Below are 18249 nucleotides of genomic sequence, written 5' to 3'. Positions count from 1 at the left end.
CGGTCAGCCCTTCCGGTCGGAGGCGGCGAGCTGCTCCAGGGCCTTGTCCACGGTGACCGACCCGCTCAGGAGCTGCTGGGACAGCCTGCCCATCACGTCGAGGGTCTTGGAGGACAGGGCCACGTGCAGGGCGGGCTTGCCGGTCCTGATCTCGGCGGCGATCGCGGCGACGGCCGGGCCGGCCCGCGAGACGTCGATCGTCGTGTCGGACGCGATCGCGCCGGCCTTGCCGTAGAACGCCGTCAGGGCGCCGGTCGAGGTCAGGGAGCGCACCAGGTCGGCGGCCAGGTCGGGGGCCTTCGTCCACTTCGCGACCGCGTAGCCGATGCCGCCGTCGTACGGGAGGCTCGGGGTGGCCCCGTCGGTGACGACCGGAGCCCGCATGACGCCGATCGTGTCGGGCGGCAGGAACTCCTTGAAGTCGTTCCAGTGCCCGACGTCCGACATGAGGCCGATGATGTGCGCGGCCTTGCCGGTCTCGAAGACCCGGAAGACGTCGGTGAACATCGCGGTGGAGTTGGCGCCGTCGTTGTTGAGCCCCTTGTCGCCGGCGTCCTTCCACAGCTCGAAGATGCGCTTCACGCCGGGGGAGGTCCAGTCGCGCTTGCCGGCGATCCAGTCGTCGTACTCCTGGGGCGTGAGGACGCCGGACCCGAGGCCGGACAGGAAGAACTGGATGCCGAAGCCCTCCTTGTTGCCGAGCGCGAAGCAGGCGGCCCCGGTCGCCTTCTTGATGGCGGCGCAGCCGCTCAGGAACTCGTTCCAGGTCCTGGGCGGGGCGGCCGGGTCGAGGCCGGCCCGCTCGTAGAGTGCCTTGTTGTAGTAGATCGGGTGCCCCTGCAGGGTCACCGGCGCGGCGTAGACCTTGCCGTCCTTGCTGAAGGCGTCCCAGCCCGCCAGCCGGCTCCGGTCCTGGGCCACGTACCGGTCCAGCGGGAGCAGCGCGCCGGCCCGGTCGCGGATCTGCCCTCCCCCGTTGAAGAGCATGACGTCGGGCCCCTTGCCGGCCTGGATCGCCGTGCCGAGCAGGGTGTAGTACTGGTCGAACGGCTGGGCCACGAACTCGACGGCGACCCCCGGGTGCCGCTGGGCGAAGTCCTTCCTGGCCTGCTCGATGTAGGCCGCGGCGGCCGGCTCGCCGGACTTCCAGTCCCACACCACGAGCTTCTGCTGCTTCTGCGGCGCCGCTGCGGACGGGGACTCCGTCCGGGTGGCGCTCCCGCAGCCCGCCACGGCCAGTGCCGCCGCCATCAGAGCCGACCATAACGCTCGCTGCTTCATCGTTGCCCGCTTCCCGCGAGTGGCCGCCGGATCCGGCCGACTGCGCCCAAACGTAATTCGTATGACGTCTTACGGCAAGGGCTCTCGCGTATACTGCTGCCAGGTCACCGGAGGCGAAATGACGGCATCGCAGGAATCAGCCGGCCGTGTCCCGGCGCAACCGGCCTGGGTACGCCGCCCGGCGAGTCTCGCCCGAGCGGTGACGGCGGAGCTGGTGGAGCGCATCGTGCGCGGCGTGCACCCGCCGGGCACCTCACTGCCCCCCGAGCCCGCCCTGTGCGAGGCGTTCTCCGTGAGCCGCACCGTCGTGCGGGAGGCCGTCAAGATCCTCCAGGAGAAGGGGTTGGTGCAGGTCCGCCAGGGCTCCGGCACCATGGTGACCCCGCCGGCGACCTGGGACATGCTCGACGAGCTCGTCCTCACCGCGACCATCGCCGAGGACGAGAGCCTGGCGATCCTCGACGACCTCGTCGTCACGCGGCGCGTGCTGGAGGCCGACATGGCCAACGTCGCCGCCCGCCTGGCCGGGCCCGACACCGTCGAACGGCTGCGCGCCCTGGTGGACCAGATGGACGAGCTGGTGGACGACCCGGTCACGTACGCCGAGGGCGACCGCGCCTTCCACGACACGATCATGCGGGCCTCGGGCAACCGCATCGCGCGCGGCGTCGTGCGGTCGCTGGAGGGCCAGGTCGTCAACACCGCCCGTTACCTGGGCCGCACGGAGCGGCCCCTGTGCGTGGCGTCGAACCTGGGCCACCGCCGCATCTACGAGCGCATCGCCGCCCACGATCCCGAGGGCGCCGCCGAGGCGATGTTCCAGCACATCACCGAGGCCTGGATCGTGCGCCGCAGCGGCACGGCCGACCCCGTCCGCCTGCGGCGTTGACACGATCCCTCCCCGGCTCTCCCTCGGCCCCCGGCCCTCCCCCTGGGCCCGGTGGCGTCCTCAGCGCCGCTCGGGCCGGGTGAACCCGCGGCTGCCCGGGGCCAGGGCCGCGGCGGCGGGCGCGAGGAAGCACACCAGCGCGCAGCCGGCCAGGACCGGCCGCCAGCCGAAGGCGTCGATGGCGGGGGCCAGGAAGGCGAGACCGACGGGGGCCAGGCCGTAGGAGACGAGGAAGTCGAGCGAGGAGACGCGGGCGAGCAGGCGCGGCTCCACCTCGCGCTGGGTGGCGGTGAACCAGGGCACGTTGAACAGCTCGATGCCCAGCCCGGCCAGCGCGTAGGCGGCGAGCACCGCCGCCGGGGGCACCGGGAGCAGCAGGCTGAGCGGCGCGAACCCGTACAGCGCCAGGCCGGCCAGCGCCGCCCAGCCCTGGGCGCGCGGCTGCCACCGGGCCACCAGCAGCGCGCCGGCCAGCGCGCCGAGGGTGTAGGCGGTCAGCGCCCCCGCGAGCACCGCCTCGGTGCCGTAGCGGTCGCGGCCGGCCAGCGGGAGCGCCACGCCGGTGGCCGAGTAGCCGGTGAAGACGACCGCGGCCAGCGCGCCCAGGCCGGCCAGGAACCACGGGTGCCGGCGCGCCTCGCGCACGCCCTCGCCGAACTCCGCGAGGAGCCGCCCGCCGCCCGCCCCGCGCCCCGGGGCGGGCAGTCCCCGCGGCGGCACGGCGGGCAGTGCCCGCGGTGGCAGCACAGCGGGCAGTCCCCGCGGCGGCAGCACAGCGGCGGCCAGCCACAGCAGCCCGGTGCCGGCCAGCAGCCACCCGGTGGTCAGGACGGTGGCCAGCAACGCCGTGCCCGCGGGCGCGACGAGGGTGGTGACGCGCACGGCCAGCGTCATGGCGGCGTTGGCCCGCCGGCGCAGGCCGGCGTCCACGACCTCGGCGGTGAGCGCCTGGAACGCGGGCCGGCACGCCCCCTGCCCGGCGCCGACGACCGCCGCCGCCACGGCCATGAGCGGGACCGACCGGCCGAGCCCGAGCGCGATGAACGGGGTGGCGAGCGCGGCGGCCAGCCCGGCCCACAACACCACGGCGCGGCGCGCGTACCGGTCGGCCAGGACCCCGCTGACCGGCACCGCGAGGAGGAAACCCGCCGTGCGGGCGGCCAGCACGATCCCGAGACCGGCGGCGGAGAGCCCGCGGTCCAGCACGGCGAGCCCCAGCACGAACGGCAGCGCCCAGGTCGCCAGCCCCGAGGCGGTGGTGCCGCACCACAGCAGGAGGAAGCGCCTCTCGCGCAGGACGGCCCGCGCCCCGGGCGGTGAGGTGCCCGGCGGGGCGCCCTTGGCGGCGCCGCTCATCGGGTCACGCCCGCAGCTCGCGCAGGTACGCCGCGAACCCCTCCAGGCCGTCGATGTTGCGCGGCCCGCTGATGCCCTCGTTGTAGTCGAGGACGTAGAAGCGGTCGTTGACCACGGCGGGCAGCTTGCTGGTGGTGGGGAACTCCTTCAGGAACCTGATCTTCCCGGCGGCGGGCTCGTCGCCGTAGTCCAGGATGACGATGACCTCCGGCCTGGCCTCGACCACGGCCTCCCAGGTGACCTCGCCCCAGCGGGCGTCCAGGTCGCCGAAGACGTTGCGGCCGCCGGCGAAGCGGATGATGTCGGTGGGCGGCACCTGGCCGCCCGCGGTGAACGGCTTGTCCGTGCCCGAGTCGTAGAGGAAGACCGGGACCGGGTCGCCCTGGGGCGCCCGCGCCCGGACCGCCGCGACGCGCTCGCGGTAGCCGGCGATCAGCTCCCGGGCCCTGGCCTCGACGCCGAAGATCCTGCCGAGGCGTTCGAGGTCGGTGTAAAGGGCCTCGAACGGCGCCACCCGCTCGGGGTGGCCGGGGTAGTTGAAGCACGATTCGGTGTGCATGAAGCTCTGGATGCCCAGGCCGTCGAGGATCTCGGGGGTGATGCCGCGCTGGTCGCTGAAGCCGGAGCGCCAGCCGGCGACGACGAGGTCGGCCTCGGCGTCCACGACCAGCTCGCGGTTGAGCAGGTCGTCGCTGAGGAACCTCACCTTGGCGTACTCGGCCGCCCAGGGCGACTCGGTGACCGGAGGGTTGGCGGGCGGCATCACGTAGCCGTGCACGTGCTCGGTGAGGCCGAGGGCGAACAGCTTGTCCGCGCTGCCGCCCTCGTAGGCGACGGCCCGGCGGGGCGTGGTGTACCGGACGTCCTCGCCGCACCTCTTGACCGTCACCGTACGCGCGGCGGCGCCGCCCTCCACCTGCGCGCCGCATCCGGCCAGCAGGAGCGTGCCCGCCAGGAGCACGGCGAGGGTGGGTCTCTTCACTCGGGGATTCCTTTCGTATCGGTGGCCGCGCCCAGGTCGTAGAGCACCTGGGGGACCCCGCTGAGCGGATGGGGGACGACGCTCGCCTCGACGCCGAACGCCTCGCGGAGCAGCTCCGCGGTGAGGACCTCGGCGGGCGGGCCGCACGCGACGAGGGCGCCGTGCGACAGCACCGCCAGCCGGTCGCAGGCGGAGGCGGCCAGGTTGAGGTCGTGCAGGGTGACCAGCACGCTCAGCCCGGCGCCCCTGAGCATCGACAACAGCCGGATCTGGTGGTGCAGGTCGAGATGGTTGGTCGGCTCGTCGAGCACCAGCACCCGGGGCTCCTGCACCAGCGCCCGGGCCACCAGCACGCGCTGGCGCTCCCCGCCGGACAGCGCCAGCACGCCGCGCCCGGCCAGGTGCAGCACCTCCATCCGCGCCATCGCCCGGCGGCACAGCTCCCGCTCGCGGGCGCTGAGCGCCTGGTTGCCGCGCAGGTAGGGGGCGCGGCCGAGGGCGACGACCTCCTCGACGGTGAAGTCGAGGTCGGCCCGCCCCTCCTGGGTGAGGGCGGCGACCACGCGGGCGCTGTCGCGCAGCGGCATCCGTGACAGTTCCTCGCCGTCGATCCACACCGCGCCGCCCGCCGGCCGCAGCGCCCGGTACACGCACCGCAGGGCCGTCGTCTTGCCCGAGCCGTTGGGCCCGACCAGCCCCACCACTTCCCCGTCGCCGACGGCGAGCGCCAGCTCCTTGACGACGGTGGCGCCGTCGATGGACACCGAGAGGTCGTCCAGCAGCAGCCGGGCCATCAGCGGCCGCCGAACAGGTAGCCGCGGCGGCGCAGCAGGACGACGAAGACCGGCACGCCCGCCAGCGCGGTGATCACGCCCAGCGGCAGCTCGCGCGGCGCCACCAGGGTCCTGGCCAGCAGGTCGGCCCACACCATGAAGATCGCCCCGGCCAGCGGCGCGATCGTGAGCACGCGCGCGTGCGCCGCCCCCGCCCACAGCCGCACCAGGTGCGGCATCACCAGCCCGACGAAGCCGATCGCGCCGCTGACCGCGACCATCGCCCCGGTCGCCAGGGACGTCAGCACGAACAGGCCCTTGCGGAGCCTGGCGGTGTCCACCCCGAGGCTCGCCGACGTCTCGTCGCCCAGGGCGAGCACGTCCAGGCTCCGCCCGGAACGGCGCAGCACCACGGCGGTGACCACGGTGACGGCCGCCACCACGGGCAGCGCTCCCCAAGTCGCGGCGCCGAAGCCGCCCATCGACCAGAACAGCACCGTGCTCGTCGACTCCCCGTCCGGGACGAAGTACACGATCAGGCTCATCACCGCCTGGAACCCGAACGCCATCGCCACCCCGGTGAGCACCAGCCGCAGCGGCGACAGGCCACCGGCCCCGCGGGAGGCCAGGTAGACCAGGGCGGAGACGAGCAGCGCGCCGAGGAACGCGCCCGCCGACACCGCGTAGACCCCCAGGGCGGCGAGCGCGCCGGTGGCGCCGACCAGCACCGCCCCGGCCGACGCCCCCGACGACACGCCGAGCACGAACGGGTCGGCCAGCGCGTTGCGCACCGTCGCCTGGATCGCCACGCCGACGACGCTGAGCCCGGCCCCGACCAGCACCGCCAGCAGCACACGCGGCGTGCGCACCTGCCAGATGATCTGGTACGCGGTGACCTCCCCTGCCGTGATCGAGCCGCCGGTCACGGCCGCCCACAGGAAGCGCAGCGTCTGCCCCGGCGGCACGGCGGCGGCGCCGAGACCGATCGCCAGCAGCACCGACACCGCGAGGACACCGGCCAGCAGGACGACGGCCGGCGGCATGGCCGGGCCCGCCGCTCCGCCGGTGGGTGGGTCCTCGGCTCCCGGGAGCTCCGGCGAGGCTGCCACGCCGGAGTCCGATGGGCCTGACTCGCACAACGATCTCACGGACACTCCAGGAAATGAGAATCATTTTCAAAAGACCGTACCACCGCGCACGACTCGCGCACCAACGGGGCGGAGGCGAGGCGAGAGGTTACCGAATCTTTCGACAATGATTATCATTTGCCACACTTGCCGGGACATCGACCGCGAAGGGCGAGGCATGCGCACTTCTCCAGCTCCATCGGCGCCGGCGCCCCTCCGGAGATCCCTGAAAGCCCCCGGCCCCTTCGATGAAGAGGAGACTCCCATGACCTCCACCGGCATCGGCGCCGTCTTCGACAGCGCCGCCACCCAGTACGCCGAGGTCTCACCGCTGTTGTGGAACCGCATCGGCGAGGCCACCGCCGCGACCGCCGCGATCAGAGCCGGCGAACGGGTGCTGGACGTGTGCTGCGGCGCGGGCGCCTCCGCCGTCCCGGCCGCGCGGGCCGCCGGACCGCACGGCCACGTGGACGCCGTCGATCTCGCCGCGGGGCTCCTCGCCCACGGCCGGCACCGCGCCGCCGCCGAAGGGCTGCGGAACGTGCGCTTCGTCCAGGCCGACGCGACCACCTGGCAGGACCAGCCCTACGACGTGGTGCAATGCGTCCACGGCGTCTTCTTCCTGCCGGACATGGACGCCTCCGTCACCCGCCTGGCCGGCCTGCTCAGGCCCGGCGGCCGCCTGGTCGTCACCACCTGGGCCCGGGGCGCCCTGGTGGACTTCGGCCGGCTGTTCGTCGAAGCCGTCGAGCACGTACGGCGAGCTCGGGTGGCGCCTCCCGCTAGCGGGCAGGCGGCGTCCAGGATCGACGGCGAGGAGGAGCTGCACGCCTGGCTCGCCGCCCGCGGGCTGGCGGGGGTCACCGTGACGCGCTTCGCCCTGCGCATCCCCCTGGACGCCGCGCTCGCCTGGCGGGTGGTGCTCGGCAGCGGCTTCCGCGGCATGCTCGCCGGCCTGGAGGAGCCCGCCGTCGAGCGGGTACGCGCCGCGTTCGCCCGCCTCCTGCGCGAACGGGACGTGACCGAGCTGGACGCCACGTCCCTCATCGGAGCCGGAACGCGCCCGTGGGCGGGGTGACGACGCGAGACGCCCGGGCGGGCGAGAGCGCCGGGTGTCACGTTCACCCCTTGCGCGAGGGTACGTACGACGAGAGGTGGCCGCCGGCCCACCGCGCGGCGACGGCGGTGCCGGCCAGCGAGAGCACCAGGGAGGCGGCGATGAGCAGCGGGTACCCCGTCACCGCGGCGAGCGCGAGGCCGCCGGCGCCGGCCAGCATGCGCAGCACGCCGAGCACGGAGAGCTGCACGGTGAGATCGGTGGCCGCGGACGCGGGCCGGGCCAGGTCCATCGCGACCGTGGAGATCCACGTGGCCGTCGCCGAGTAGGCGATGGTGACCGCCACGACCGCCGCGCCGGCCGGCGCGGCGGGCCCCGCTCCGCCGGCGAGGGGCAGCAGGCCCGCCAGCGCGGCCGCGGAGCAGCCGCCGAGGGCGATCAGCGGGCGGAGCCTCCCCCACCGGGTGATCAGCGCGCCGGTCGCGAGCCCCGCGGCCGTCCCCGCGAGCGGCGCCAGCGTGTACTGGACGAGGGCGATCCGCGTCGTGTCCCATCCGGCGGCCAGGAGCATCGCCGGCTGCACCGCGGTCGCCAGGTACGGGCCGAGGACCAGGAGCGGGAGCACCAGCAGGATCCACGCGGCCGTCCCGCGCGAGCGGAACGGCCCGGTCAGCACCCGCCACGAGAGGCGCCGATCCGCCGGCGGCGAGGCCGGCTCGGCGAACCGGGCGAGCGTGGCGAGCGGGACGCCGAACACCGCCGCCAGCACGACCAGCGTCACGGCCCACCCGGCGGCCGCGTACAGCAGCAGGGCCCCGCCGGAGCCGATGAGGAGGGACAGGCCGGCGGCGCCGACCTGGATCCCGTTGGCGGAGCCGCGTTCCCCGGCCGGCAGCAGGCGGACGGACAGGCCGTTGACGGCGGTGTCGTGGAAGGCGGAGATCACCAGTGTCACGGTGGTCATGGCCAGGACGGCGGGAAGGTCCGCGACCGGGTCCAGCGTGGCCAGGGCGAGGAAGCAGGCGATCAGCACGAGCTGCGTGCCGATCAGCCAGCCCCGGTAGTGACCCCAGCGGGCCACGCCGTACCGGTCGATCACGGGCCCGACGAGGAAGCGCCCGAAGTAGATCACGCCGAGGAGCTGGATCAGCGCGACGCTCCGCAGGGGGATCCCCTCGCCGAGCAGGATCGTGCCGAGCGCGACGAGGAGGAAGGAGTAGCCGATGTCGGCCACCAGGAACAACGATCCGATCACCGTGAGCCGGTGCCGCCGGGTGCCGCCTTCCGCGGTCACGGCGTCTCCGGTTCGGCGGCGGTCAGGCGGCGGTAGGCCGCCGAGGTCATGAGCAGCTCGTCGTGCGTGCCGGTGGCCACGACGGTGCCCCCGTCGAGCAGGACGACGCGGTCGGCCCGCCGGATGGTGGAGATCCGGTGGGCGATGATGAGCGTGGTCCGGGTCCCGCGCGTGGCCGCCAGGCCGTCGTGCACGGCGCGTTCGGTCTCGGTGTCGAGGCTGGAGACCGCCTCGTCGAGGACGAGGACGGGCGCGCCGGTCAGCAGCGCCCTGGCGATGGCGATGCGCTGGCGCTGCCCGCCGGACAGCGACGCCCCCCGCTCGCCGCAGAGCGTCCGGTAGCCCTGCGGGCGGGCGGTGATGAAGTCGTGCGCGCCGGCGAGCCGGGCGGCCCGCTCGACCTCGGCGTCCGTGGCGCCGGGGCGGCCCAGCCTGATGTTGCCCGCGATCGTGTCGTGGAACAGGTAGATCTCCTGGGGGACGACGGCGACCGTGGCCCGTAACCGGCTGGTGGCGATGGCGCGCACGTCGACGCCGCCGATGGAGACGGCTCCGGCGGAGACGTCCCAGAAGCGCAGCAGCAGGTTGGCGAGGGTCGTCTTGCCGGCGCCCGAGTGCCCGACGAGCGCCACGGTCTCGCCGGGCCGCACCTGGAAGGACACCTCGCGCAGCACCTCGCGCCCGCCGCCGGGGTAACCGAAGCGGACGCGGTCGAAGGTCACGGCCGGGAGGGGGTCGTCCATCGGCTCGGGCGCCTCGGGTTCGCGCACGTGCGGCGGGTAGCCGATGACGGCCAGCACGCGGCCCGCCGCGGCGCGGACGTCGCCGAGCGTGCGGGCGGTCGCGGAGACGGCCGCGATGGGCGCCGGCGCCGACACGCCGAGCACGATCACGACGGGCACCCAGCGCGGCTCCACCGCCCCCGCGACCGCCCTGACCGTGAGGGCGAGCAGGCCGAGCCCCAGCAGCAGCTCGGTGGCGACCAGTTCGAGGCCGGCGCGCCGGGCGTACGCGCGGTGCCGCGCCCGCAGCTCCCGGGTACGGTCCAGCACGCGGGCGGCGGCGTCGTGGCCGCGGCGCGCGAGCGCGAGCTCCCGCAGCCCCTGGACGACGTCCACGGTCTCGCCGGCGACGGCCCCGGCCGCCTCCCGCAGGGCGCGCCCCTGCTCGCCGGCGCGGCGGGACAGGGCCATCGGCACCACGGCGACCAGCAGCATCATGACCGCGACCACCACGGCGCTGGGCACGTCGATCCAGGCGACGACCGCGACCGAGGCCAGCGAGACCGTGACGGCGCCGACGTAGTCGCCGGCCGTGTGGGCGAAGAACATCTCCGTGGCCGACACGTCGTTCTTGGCGATGTCGGCCAGTTCCCCGGTCCTGCGGCCGAGCAGCCGGCCGGGCGTGGCCCTTTCGAGGCCGTCGAACAGCCGCAGCCGCAGCACCTTGAGCAGCCGGTAGGCCCAGTCGTGCCCGATGTGCGTCTGCCACCATCCGGCCGCCCCCGCGACCAGCACGGCGACGGTGATCTGGGCGGCCAGGGACTCCGTGCGGCCGGTGAGCAGCCCGCCGAACTGGTAGGCGGTCAGGGCGGGCAGCAGCGCCACCATGCCGTAGTTGACCAGCCCGGAGGCGATGACCAGGGCGAGCACGAGCGGACGCGAGGCCATGTAGGGCAGCAGCCGCCACAGCGGCCGCTCGACGGTGGTGGAGGGGGAGGTCACAGCGCGGCTCCTGCCTGGACGAGACGGTGATAGGTGCCGGTACGGCCGAGCAGGTGCTCGTGCGTCCCCCGCTCGACGACGCGTCCGCGCTCCAGGACGACGATCTCGTCGGCGTCGCGCACGGTGGCCAGGCGGTGGGCCACGACCAGCACGGCGCGGTCCGCGCGCAGCCGCTCGACGGCGGCGTGCACGGCGCGCTCGGTCCGCCTGTCGAGGGCGGCGGTGGCCTCGTCGAGGACCAGGACCGGGGCGTCCTGCAGCAGGGCCCGCGCGATCGCCACGCGTTGCCGCTGGCCGCCGGAAAGGCGTCCGCCGCGCTCGGACACCCGCGTGTCGTAGCCGTCGGGCATGGCGGCGACGTCGGCCGCCAGCCCGGCGGCCTCGGCGGCGGCGGCGATCTGCTCGGGCGTGGCGTCGGGGCGGGCCAGGGCGATGTTCTCGCCGATGGTGCCGGGGAACAGGTGGGTGTCCTGGCTGACGACCGCGATGGTGCGCCACCACTGTTCGAGCGGCAGCTCCCGCAGGTCGTGCCCGTCCACGGTGATCCGGCCGGTGTCCGGGTCGGCCAGCCTGGCCAGCAGCGAGACGATCGTGCTCTTGCCCGCGCCGGACGGGCCGACGAGCGCGACCGTGCGCCCCGGCCGGAGGGTGAGCCCGACGCGGGAGACCGCGTCCTCGTCATGGCCCGGGTAGCGGAAGGAGACCTCCTCCAGCGTCACCACCGGGGCGGCGCCCAGCGGCACCGGCGGGCGGCCGTCGTCCCGGACCCGCGGCTCCTCCGCGAGGAAGGCGTCCAGCTTCGCCACCGCGGCCTTGGCGGCGAACGCCGCGTGACGGTGCTTGCCGGCCTCCTCGACCGGGAGGAAGGCGACCAGCACGACGAGCAGCACGGTCAGCGCGGCCTCCGCGGGCAGGCGCCCGTCCGCCGCCAGGTACGCGGCCCGCACCACCACGGCCGCGCCGGCTCCGGCACTGGCCCAGCGGCTGGCCAGGAACTGCGTGAACAGCACGCCGAGGGTCCGCATGGTCGCCACGCGCACCTTTTCCGCCTGGTCCGCCAGACGCCGCCGCAGCCTCGGCGTGGCGGCGAAGGACTTGGCCGTGGCCATGCCCTGCACCGCCTCGACGAAGCCGGCGTCCATGGCGTACAGGTCGCTGAACACCCTGTCGTGGCCCTTGCGGCCGATCGTGTTCCAGATCGGCCCCGCGAACTGCATGACCGCCAGCGCCGCCGCGATCAGGACCCCGCCGAGCGGGTCGATCACCGCCACGACGGCCGCGGCCAGCAGCGGGCCGATCCAGGACAGCAGGAGGGCCGGGCGGGCCCTGGCCACCAGGGTCTCGATCGCGCCGGAGCTCTCCACCAGCGTCGCCGCCACCTCGCCGGTCCGCCGGGTCGCCGTGTACGCGGGCCCGAGCGCCAGCACGTGGTCGAGCAGGCGGCGGCGTACGGTCATGGTGACCCGGTGGCCGATCGCCTCGGCGTGCGACTCGCCGGCCCACTGCAGCAGCGAGCGCGCCACCACCGTGCCCGCCGCCACGCCCAGCCCCCACAGCCCCGTCCTCCAGGGCCGGCCGTCGAGCGGCGCCGCCACCAGGACCGCGATCCCGTAAGCCTGGATCAACCGGGTGACCACGACGCCGGCGCCCAGGACGGCGGCGCCCGCCAGCCGGACCCGTACGGCCGAGACGACCTCGTCCAACACGCTCATGTTCCCTCCGAAGACCTAACTGACTGACGGTCAGTCACAATATGGGAAACGATTATCATCGGCAAGGGCGGACGGCCGCCCATCCGCTAAGGTCGTCATCGGCGAAAGCCCGAGAGGGAGGCCGAGAGCGAGGCCGGGAGGGAGGCACGGTGGCCCGGACGAGATCCAGCGAGCAGCGGCGCGGCGACCTGCTCGACGCCGCCGAGAGGCTGGTCCTGGCCAAGGGCGTCGAGCCTCTCAGGATCGACGACGTGGTGGCCGGCGCCGGGGTCGCCAAGGGCACCTTCTACCTGCACTTCGCCAGCAAGGACGACCTGATCGCGGCCCTGCGCGACCGTTACGTCGAGCGCTTCGTGACCCGCCAGCGCCAAGCCGCCGACGCCGAGACCGGCCCCGCCCGCGTGGAGGCGTGGCTGCTGGCCGGCATCGCCGAATACCTGTCCGACGCCCGGCTGCACGACGTCCTGTTCCGGCACGCCCCGGCGGCGCAGGCGGAGCCGGGCCCCAACCCGGCCGTCACCGCGTTGCGGCAGCTCCTGGAGAAGGAGACGAGCCTCCCCGACCCGGGGGCGACCGCCGTCCTGCTCTACCACGCCATGCACGGCGGCGCCGACCACATCCTGCACGCGCCGGAAGACCGCCGGCGCCTGCTGGACGAGGTCACCCGCCTCTGCCGCGCGCTGGTCCGCGCCTGACCGCGCGGGCGCGGTGCCGCGCCGGTGCCCGGCGGCCGGTCAGACCGTGGTGATCGTGTACTGGTTGTTCGTGCTGGTGTTGGGCGCCCACAGGATCGTGGTGGAGCCGGCCGTGGTGTTGCCCCCGCCGTCCAGCGCGGTGCCGGTGCCGCGGTTGATGATCTGGTACCGGCCGTTGCCGACGCTGTTGAGCCGCCACTGCTGGTTGTTACTGCCGCTCCAGGCCGCCTGCCGGGCATTGGCGCCGTTGGCGGCGTTGCCCCAGCTGTCGGCGACCATGCCGTTGGTGCGGTTGACCAGCCGGTACCATCCGCCGCCCAGGTCCACGAGCTGCCACTGCAGGTTGGTGCTGCCGTCCCAGTTCCACTGCTTCAGGTTGGCGCCGGAGGCGACGTTCCCGCCGCTGTCCAGCACCAGGCCGGTGGCCACGTTGGCGATCCGCACGTAGGACGCCGGCACCACGGGGCCGGCGGACCCGGTCATGCGGTAGGTGCGGCCGGCCTGCCCGGTCAGCCCGATGACGTCGGCCTCGGGCTTGGTGACGGCGACGGCGCCGCCGGTCGCGGCGTCGGTCACCTGGTAGGTGCCGGTGAAGATGCGGTTGCGCACGTTGACCTGGCCGTCGCGGTCGAACGTGACGAGGATCTCGACGGCCCCGTCGGCGCCCCACGTCGCGCCCACGGTGTAGCCGCCGCGCCCCCGCAGCCCCTGGACCTTCCCGCTCGGCCAGGCCCCCGGCAGCGCGGGCAGCACGTGCAGCTCGCCGTTGTGGCTCTGCAGCAACATCTCGGCGATGCCGGACGTGGCCCCGAAGTTACCGTCGATCTGGAACGGCGGGTGCAGGTCGAACATGTTGGGCGCCAGCCTGGCCGTCGTCACCAGGAGGCGGAGCAGGGTGTGCGCCCGGGCGCCCTCCTCCATGCGCGCCCAGTAGTTGATCTTCCAGGCGAGCGACCAGCCCGTGCCGTCGTCGCCGCGCAGTTCGAGGGTGCGCCGCGCCGCCGTGTAGAGGGCGGGGGTGCCGCGCTTGGTGATCTGGTTGCTGGGGTGCAGGCCGTACAGGTGCGAGATGTGCCGGTGGTTCTGCTCGGTCTCCACCCAGTCGTACAGCCACTCCTGGATGTTGCCGCGCGAGCCGACCTTCATGGGCGGCAGCCGGTCCCGGGCGGCCAGGACCTGCGTCCTGAAGTCGGCGTCGACGTCGAGCACCTGGCTCGCCCTGGCGCAGCCGTTGAACAGGTCGCGCAGGATCTGGTTGTCCATCGTGGGGCCCGCGCAGACGCTGACGCCCGAGTGGTGGTTCAGCTCCGGGGAGTTGGACGGGTTGGTGACGAGGTATCCCAGGCTCGGCTCCCGGACCAGGCTCTCCAGGAAGAACTGCGCCGCGCCCTTCATCGCCGGATAGTACTGCCGCAGGAAGTCGAGGTCGCCGGTGAAGAGGTAGTGCTCCCAGATCATGGTGGCCAGCCAGGCCCCGCCGGTCTGCCACATGCCGGCCGCGGCGAAGTCGACGACGGACGAGCCGCGCCATCCGTCGGTGTTGTGGTGGGTCACCCAGCCGCCGGCGTTGTACTGCACGCGGGCCGTGCGCGCGCCGGTGACCGTGAGGTCGCCGATCATCCGGAACACCGGCTCGTAGCACTCCGACAGGTTCGTGGTGTCGGCCGGCCAGTAGTTCATCGGCAGGTTGGCGTTGAGGGTGTACTTGGAGTCCCAGGCCGGGGTCAGCGAGTCGTTCCAGATGCCCTGGAGGTTGGCCGGCTGGGTGCCCGGCCGGGAGGAGGAGATGAGCAGGTAGCGGCCGTACTGGAACAGCAGCGCCGAGAACTGCGGGTCGTTGGTGCTCGCGTGCTGCGCGATCCGGACGTCGGTCGGCTGGTCGGCGGCGGCGGTGCGGCCGAGGTCGAGCGTCGTGCGGCCGAACAGCCGCTGGTAGTCGGTGACGTGCCGGGCGCGCAGGTCGTCGTAGGAGCGGCCGGCCGTGTTCTCCAGGTGCCGCCGCGCGATGCCCTGGTAGTCGCCGCCGGCGTCCTTGTAGTTCACGTAGCTGGAGCCGATGGAGATCAGCACCGTCACGCTGTCGGCGCCGTTCACCTGCAACGTGCCGCCGGAGCTGGTGACGCTGCCGCCTTCGGCGCGGGCCCGGGCCAGCGCCAGGAACCTCACCTTGCCCGCCAGGCCCCGCTGGTCGCCGGAGATGCCGTCGAGCGCCACCGTCGTGCCGTCCGGGCTGGAGCGCGTGGTCCGCTGCGGGCTGTCGAACGTCGCCGAGAACGTGATCGAGCCCGGCCGGTCGGCGGTCAGGCGCAGGACGATCACCTGGTCGGGCGCGCTCGCCAGGGCCTCGCGCCGGTACCGCACGCCGTTCCGCAGGTACGACACCGTCGTGGTGGCCGTGGTGAGGTCCAGGACGCGGTTGTACTCCGAGACCCCGGTGGCGCTGCCGAAGGCGAGCCGCAGGTTGCCGACGGTCTGGTAGGCGAGCTGGGCGGAGGGGTTGCCCAGCATGTTCTGGTCGATCAGGGTCTGGGCCTGGCTCCACTGGTTCTGGAAGACGAGCTGCCGGATCTGTGCCAGCGCCGCCGCGCCCTTCGGGTTGCTCTGGTCGTACGGCCCGCCGGCCCAGATGGTGTCCTCGTTGAGCTGCAGCCGCTCGGTGTCGGCGTTGCCGAACACCATCGCGCCGAGGCGGCCGTTGCCGATCGGCAGGGCGCGCAGCCACTCGGTGCCGGCGCTCTCGTCGTACCACAGCGCCAGGTCGCCGGCGGCGCTCACCTGCGCCGGGGGCGCCGACGCGGCCCGCGCGGCCGCCGTCCACGCCGCCGGCACCAGCGCGGCGCCGGCTCCCACGGCGGTGAGCTTGAGCACGTGCCTTCGCGATAAGTCAGACATTGCTGTCCTCCAAGCCCGGACGAGACGCGGAGATGCGCGGCGCGGCCAGGCTACAAACGTGTGATCAATCGAGTCAACGGAGAGCCGAAAACGCGGAAATTCCGGCAAAATCCACTGGATTGACAGCGAGACGTGGGATCTATCCGCTTCACGCCCCGGCTCGACGCCCGCACGGCAGGCTCGCTGGTCCGGGCCCCGGGGAGCCGGGCCGGGCACGGCGCCACCGGGCGTCCGGCGCGGGGCGGGGCGGGGCCGGGAGCGGCGGAACCGGCGTGAAACTTTCACCACCTCGCGCCCCCGAGACATGGGATGTGGCCGCTCCCGCTCCCCGGAGTGACCACGTCAGCCGGAGGCCGCGCGTCCCGGGCGGCTCCCCGTCGAGGGGCGGCGCGGCGGAGGTCCTGGACAACGGCTCCGGCCCGGCCGTAGAAAGACATCCCATGTCCATGCTCGGCAGGGAGCACGTCATCGGCCCCCAGCTCCCGTCCGCCCGCGAGGCGAGCCGCGGCGCGCCGTCATCGCCGAACCCGGCTCCGCCGCGGAGGTGCCCCTTGACTCGCCGGATCGGGCGGACGGGATCCTCCCTGTTCGCGAGCGCCGCCGTCCCGCGCCGTAACGCCGGGCCGGGCTGTCGAGAAGCACGGGGGAAGGCTCGTTCGGCGCTCGCCGCCGATCCGACAGGAAGAGAACATGACTGACAGCGACAGAGGGACGGACGCCCGCGACCCCGAATACGCGGGGGTCCCGGTCTCGAAGATCAACCCCTATATCCCCCACCCGGCCCGGATCTACGACTACCTGCTGGGCGGCAAGGACAACTTCGCCGCCGACCGCGAGGCGGCCGAGGCGCTGGTCAAAGTGTCGCCGGGCACGCGGGAGGGCGTGCGCGCGCACCGCGCCTTCCTGGGGCGGGCGGTGCGGTACCTGGCGGCCGAGGCGGGCGTCACGCAGTTCCTGGACATCGGCACCGGGATCCCCACGCGGGACAACACCCACACGATCGCCCAGGAGGCCGCGCCCGGGGCCCGCGTGGCCTACGTGGACAACGACCCGATCGTCCTGGTGCACGGCCGCGCCCTGCTGACCGGCGACCCCGCGGGCACGACCGACATGATCGAGGCGGACCTGCGGCAGCCGGAGAAGATCCTGTCCGACCCCACGATCCGGCGCGTGATCGACTTCACCCGCCCGGTGGCCGTCATCCTGGCCGGGATCATGCACTTCATCACCGACGAGGAGGATCCGTACGGGCTGGTCGAGCAGCTCAAGGCCGCGGTGCCCAGCGGCAGCCACCTGCTGCTGTCGCACATCACGCTCGACTTCGCCGACGACGTCCGCCGCGAGGACTTCACCAAGCCCTACGACAACAGCTCCGCCGCCATGACACCGCGTACCCGCGAGGAGGTCCTGCGCTTCTTCGCGGGCTGGGAGCTGGTGGACCCGGGCCTCGTCGAGGTGGTGACGTGGCGGCCGGACCCCGACGAGTACCAGGAGCGGATTCCCGGCGACCACGCCTGGGCCTACGGCGGTCTCGCGGTCAAGCCCTGAGGCCTCGGGCGCCCGCCACGTCGCCCAGCACCGAGCGGAGCCAGGTCTCGGTCGTGCTGATGTGCATGAGCGCCGCCGCCTGGGCGAGGGCGGCGTCGCGGGCGGCCAGGGCGTTGTAGATCGCCTCGTGCTCGGCGATGGTCTTGTGGGAGCTGCCGGCCTCGACCGTGCCGCGCCACACCCGCATCCGGAGCGTGCGGCCGGAGATCCCGTCGAGCAGGGTGGACAGCGTCTCGTTGCCGACCGCCCGGACCACGGCGTGGTGGAAGGCGGCGTCGTGGTGGTTCAGCTTCTCCACGTCGTCGCTGGCGGCGCGCATCGCCTCCAGGTGCTCGCCGATCTCCTGGAGCTGCTCGGCGGTGATCGCGGTCGCGGCCAGGCCGGTCGCGGCCGGCTCCAGCATCCGCCGCACCTGCACGGTCTCCAGCAGGGTGTCGTCGCGCAGCAGCTCGACGGCCAGCCCCAGCCCCTCCAGCAGCAGCCGCGGCCCCAGGCTGGTCACGTAGGTGCCGTCGCCGCGCCGCACGTCGAGCACCCGCGCCACGACCAGCGCCTTGACCGCCTCGCGCAACGGGTTGCGCGAGACGCCGAGCTGCGCGGCGAGCTGGGGCTCCGGCGGGAGCCGCGCCCCCGGGGACAGCTCGCCCGACTGGATGAGCGCTCGGATGCGGGAGATCGCCTCGTCGGTCAGGGACATCGGCGCGGCCTCCGGGCGCGGGGACGCTCGATCGGTACGCGGGTCACGCCGGAGAACCTAACAGACATCCTATGTTTTGGCGAGAGCAGGCCCCTGCGTGCCGGAGAGATGGGGTCTTTGCGGGGCCGCTGCCCGCGCCAATCGCCCGACTTTTCAGCGAATTTACGCTATCTCCCGCGAAAGTATGGACACGCGCCTCCAGTCGGGTTACAAAGACATCCC

The 18249-nt window shown here is 73.8% G+C and carries 14 protein-coding genes; 4 read left to right on the top strand and 10 right to left on the bottom strand.

Annotated elements, in window-relative coordinates; translation table 11 throughout:
• Positions 1–3: 3 nt before the first annotated feature.
• Positions 4–1251 (bottom strand): ABC transporter substrate-binding protein, encoded by a 1248-nt coding sequence (locus AB0H75_RS26620; protein WP_367800583.1) that lies wholly within the window; start codon positions 1249–1251, stop codon positions 4–6.
• Between the two features lie 229 nt (positions 1252–1480).
• Between AB0H75_RS26620 and AB0H75_RS26615 the strand changes: the two genes are divergently transcribed.
• Positions 1481–2170 carry a FadR/GntR family transcriptional regulator gene (locus tag AB0H75_RS26615; protein WP_367800581.1) on the top strand — a complete coding sequence of 230 codons (690 nt, stop codon included), beginning with the start codon at positions 1481–1483 and terminating at the stop codon, positions 2168–2170.
• Between the two features lie 60 nt (positions 2171–2230).
• Here the strand turns inward: AB0H75_RS26615 and AB0H75_RS26610 are convergent, their stop codons facing one another.
• The 4 genes from AB0H75_RS26610 to AB0H75_RS26595 are packed head-to-tail and all read right to left on the bottom strand — an operon-like array spanning position 2231 to position 6324.
• On the bottom strand, positions 2231–3526 hold the full coding sequence (locus AB0H75_RS26610) for an MFS transporter (RefSeq protein ID WP_367800579.1): 1296 nt from the start codon (positions 3524–3526) through the stop codon (positions 2231–2233).
• Positions 3527–3530: 4 nt separating this feature from the next.
• Positions 3531–4508: an ABC transporter substrate-binding protein gene (locus AB0H75_RS26605; RefSeq protein ID WP_367800577.1), complete on the bottom strand. Its 978-nt coding sequence runs from the start codon at positions 4506–4508 to the stop codon at positions 3531–3533.
• Entirely contained in the window at positions 4505–5302 is a 798-nt protein-coding gene (locus AB0H75_RS26600; RefSeq protein WP_367800575.1) for an ABC transporter ATP-binding protein, read from the bottom strand. The genes AB0H75_RS26605 and AB0H75_RS26600 overlap by 4 nt, the downstream gene beginning before the upstream one ends.
• Positions 5302–6324, bottom strand: a complete 1023-nt coding sequence (locus AB0H75_RS26595; RefSeq protein ID WP_367800809.1) for a FecCD family ABC transporter permease — start codon at positions 6322–6324, stop codon at positions 5302–5304. The genes AB0H75_RS26600 and AB0H75_RS26595 overlap by 1 nt, the downstream gene beginning before the upstream one ends.
• 349 nt (positions 6325–6673) lie before the next feature.
• Here AB0H75_RS26595 and AB0H75_RS26590 point away from each other — a divergent pair, with 349 nt between their 5' ends.
• Positions 6674–7486 carry a class I SAM-dependent methyltransferase gene (locus AB0H75_RS26590; protein WP_367800573.1) on the top strand — a complete coding sequence of 271 codons (813 nt, stop codon included), beginning with the start codon at positions 6674–6676 and terminating at the stop codon, positions 7484–7486.
• A gap of 43 nt (positions 7487–7529) precedes the next feature.
• Here AB0H75_RS26590 and AB0H75_RS26585 read toward each other — a convergent pair whose 3' ends face one another.
• From AB0H75_RS26585 to AB0H75_RS26575, 3 genes are read right to left on the bottom strand one after another with little or no spacing between them, the layout of a single operon-like run.
• Positions 7530–8759 (bottom strand): MFS transporter, encoded by a 1230-nt coding sequence (locus tag AB0H75_RS26585; protein ID WP_367800571.1) that lies wholly within the window; start codon positions 8757–8759, stop codon positions 7530–7532.
• The gene (locus tag AB0H75_RS26580) at positions 8756–10483 is read right to left on the bottom strand and encodes an ABC transporter ATP-binding protein (RefSeq protein ID WP_367800569.1); all 1728 of its coding nucleotides are present in this window, start codon (positions 10481–10483) and stop codon (positions 8756–8758) included. Before AB0H75_RS26580 ends, AB0H75_RS26585 begins: the two co-directional genes overlap by 4 nt.
• Complete coding sequence (locus AB0H75_RS26575) at positions 10480–12195, bottom strand: ABC transporter ATP-binding protein (RefSeq protein WP_367800567.1); 1716 nt, start codon at positions 12193–12195, stop codon at positions 10480–10482. The genes AB0H75_RS26580 and AB0H75_RS26575 overlap by 4 nt, the downstream gene beginning before the upstream one ends.
• Before the next feature lie 149 nt (positions 12196–12344).
• On the opposite strand from AB0H75_RS26575, the gene AB0H75_RS26570 reads away from it, so the two are divergent.
• On the top strand, positions 12345–12890 hold the full coding sequence (locus AB0H75_RS26570) for a TetR/AcrR family transcriptional regulator (protein WP_367800565.1): 546 nt from the start codon (positions 12345–12347) through the stop codon (positions 12888–12890).
• 39 nt (positions 12891–12929) lie between these two features.
• Here AB0H75_RS26570 and AB0H75_RS26565 read toward each other — a convergent pair whose 3' ends face one another.
• Positions 12930–15758, bottom strand: coding sequence for a glycoside hydrolase N-terminal domain-containing protein (locus AB0H75_RS26565; protein ID WP_367800563.1), 2829 nt, complete (start codon positions 15756–15758; stop codon positions 12930–12932).
• A gap of 714 nt (positions 15759–16472) precedes the next feature.
• Here AB0H75_RS26565 and AB0H75_RS26560 point away from each other — a divergent pair.
• Entirely contained in the window at positions 16473–17330 is an 858-nt protein-coding gene (locus tag AB0H75_RS26560; RefSeq protein WP_367800561.1) for an SAM-dependent methyltransferase, read from the top strand.
• On the opposite strand, the gene AB0H75_RS26555 is transcribed toward AB0H75_RS26560, so the two are convergent.
• Entirely contained in the window at positions 17320–18027 is a 708-nt protein-coding gene (locus AB0H75_RS26555; protein ID WP_367800559.1) for a FadR/GntR family transcriptional regulator, read from the bottom strand. The two genes, AB0H75_RS26560 and AB0H75_RS26555, sit on opposite strands and share 11 nt — an antisense overlap.
• Positions 18028–18249 lie beyond the last annotated feature (222 nt).

Source organism: Nonomuraea sp. NPDC050783, assembly GCF_040802095.1.
Taxonomy (GTDB): Bacteria; Actinomycetota; Actinomycetes; order Streptosporangiales; family Streptosporangiaceae; genus Nonomuraea.
This window is presented reverse-complemented; position numbering and strand designations above follow the sequence as displayed.

Coding starts and splice junctions, on each gene's coding strand:
- AB0H75_RS26620 (WP_367800583.1), bottom strand. CDS start 1,251: ATGGCGGCGGCACTGGCCGTGGCGGGCTGCGGGAGCGCCACCCGGACG.
- AB0H75_RS26610 (WP_367800579.1), bottom strand. CDS start 3,526: ATGAGCGGCGCCGCCAAGGGCGCCCCGCCGGGCACCTCACCGCCCGGG.
- AB0H75_RS26600 (WP_367800575.1), bottom strand. CDS start 5,302: ATGGCCCGGCTGCTGCTGGACGACCTCTCGGTGTCCATCGACGGCGCC.
- AB0H75_RS26595 (WP_367800809.1), bottom strand. CDS start 6,324: ATGCCGCCGGCCGTCGTCCTGCTGGCCGGTGTCCTCGCGGTGTCGGTG.
- AB0H75_RS26590 (WP_367800573.1), top strand. CDS start 6,674: ATGACCTCCACCGGCATCGGCGCCGTCTTCGACAGCGCCGCCACCCAG.
- AB0H75_RS26575 (WP_367800567.1), bottom strand. CDS start 12,195: ATGAGCGTGTTGGACGAGGTCGTCTCGGCCGTACGGGTCCGGCTGGCG.
- AB0H75_RS26560 (WP_367800561.1), top strand. CDS start 16,473: ATGACTGACAGCGACAGAGGGACGGACGCCCGCGACCCCGAATACGCG.
- AB0H75_RS26555 (WP_367800559.1), bottom strand. CDS start 18,027: ATGTCCCTGACCGACGAGGCGATCTCCCGCATCCGAGCGCTCATCCAG.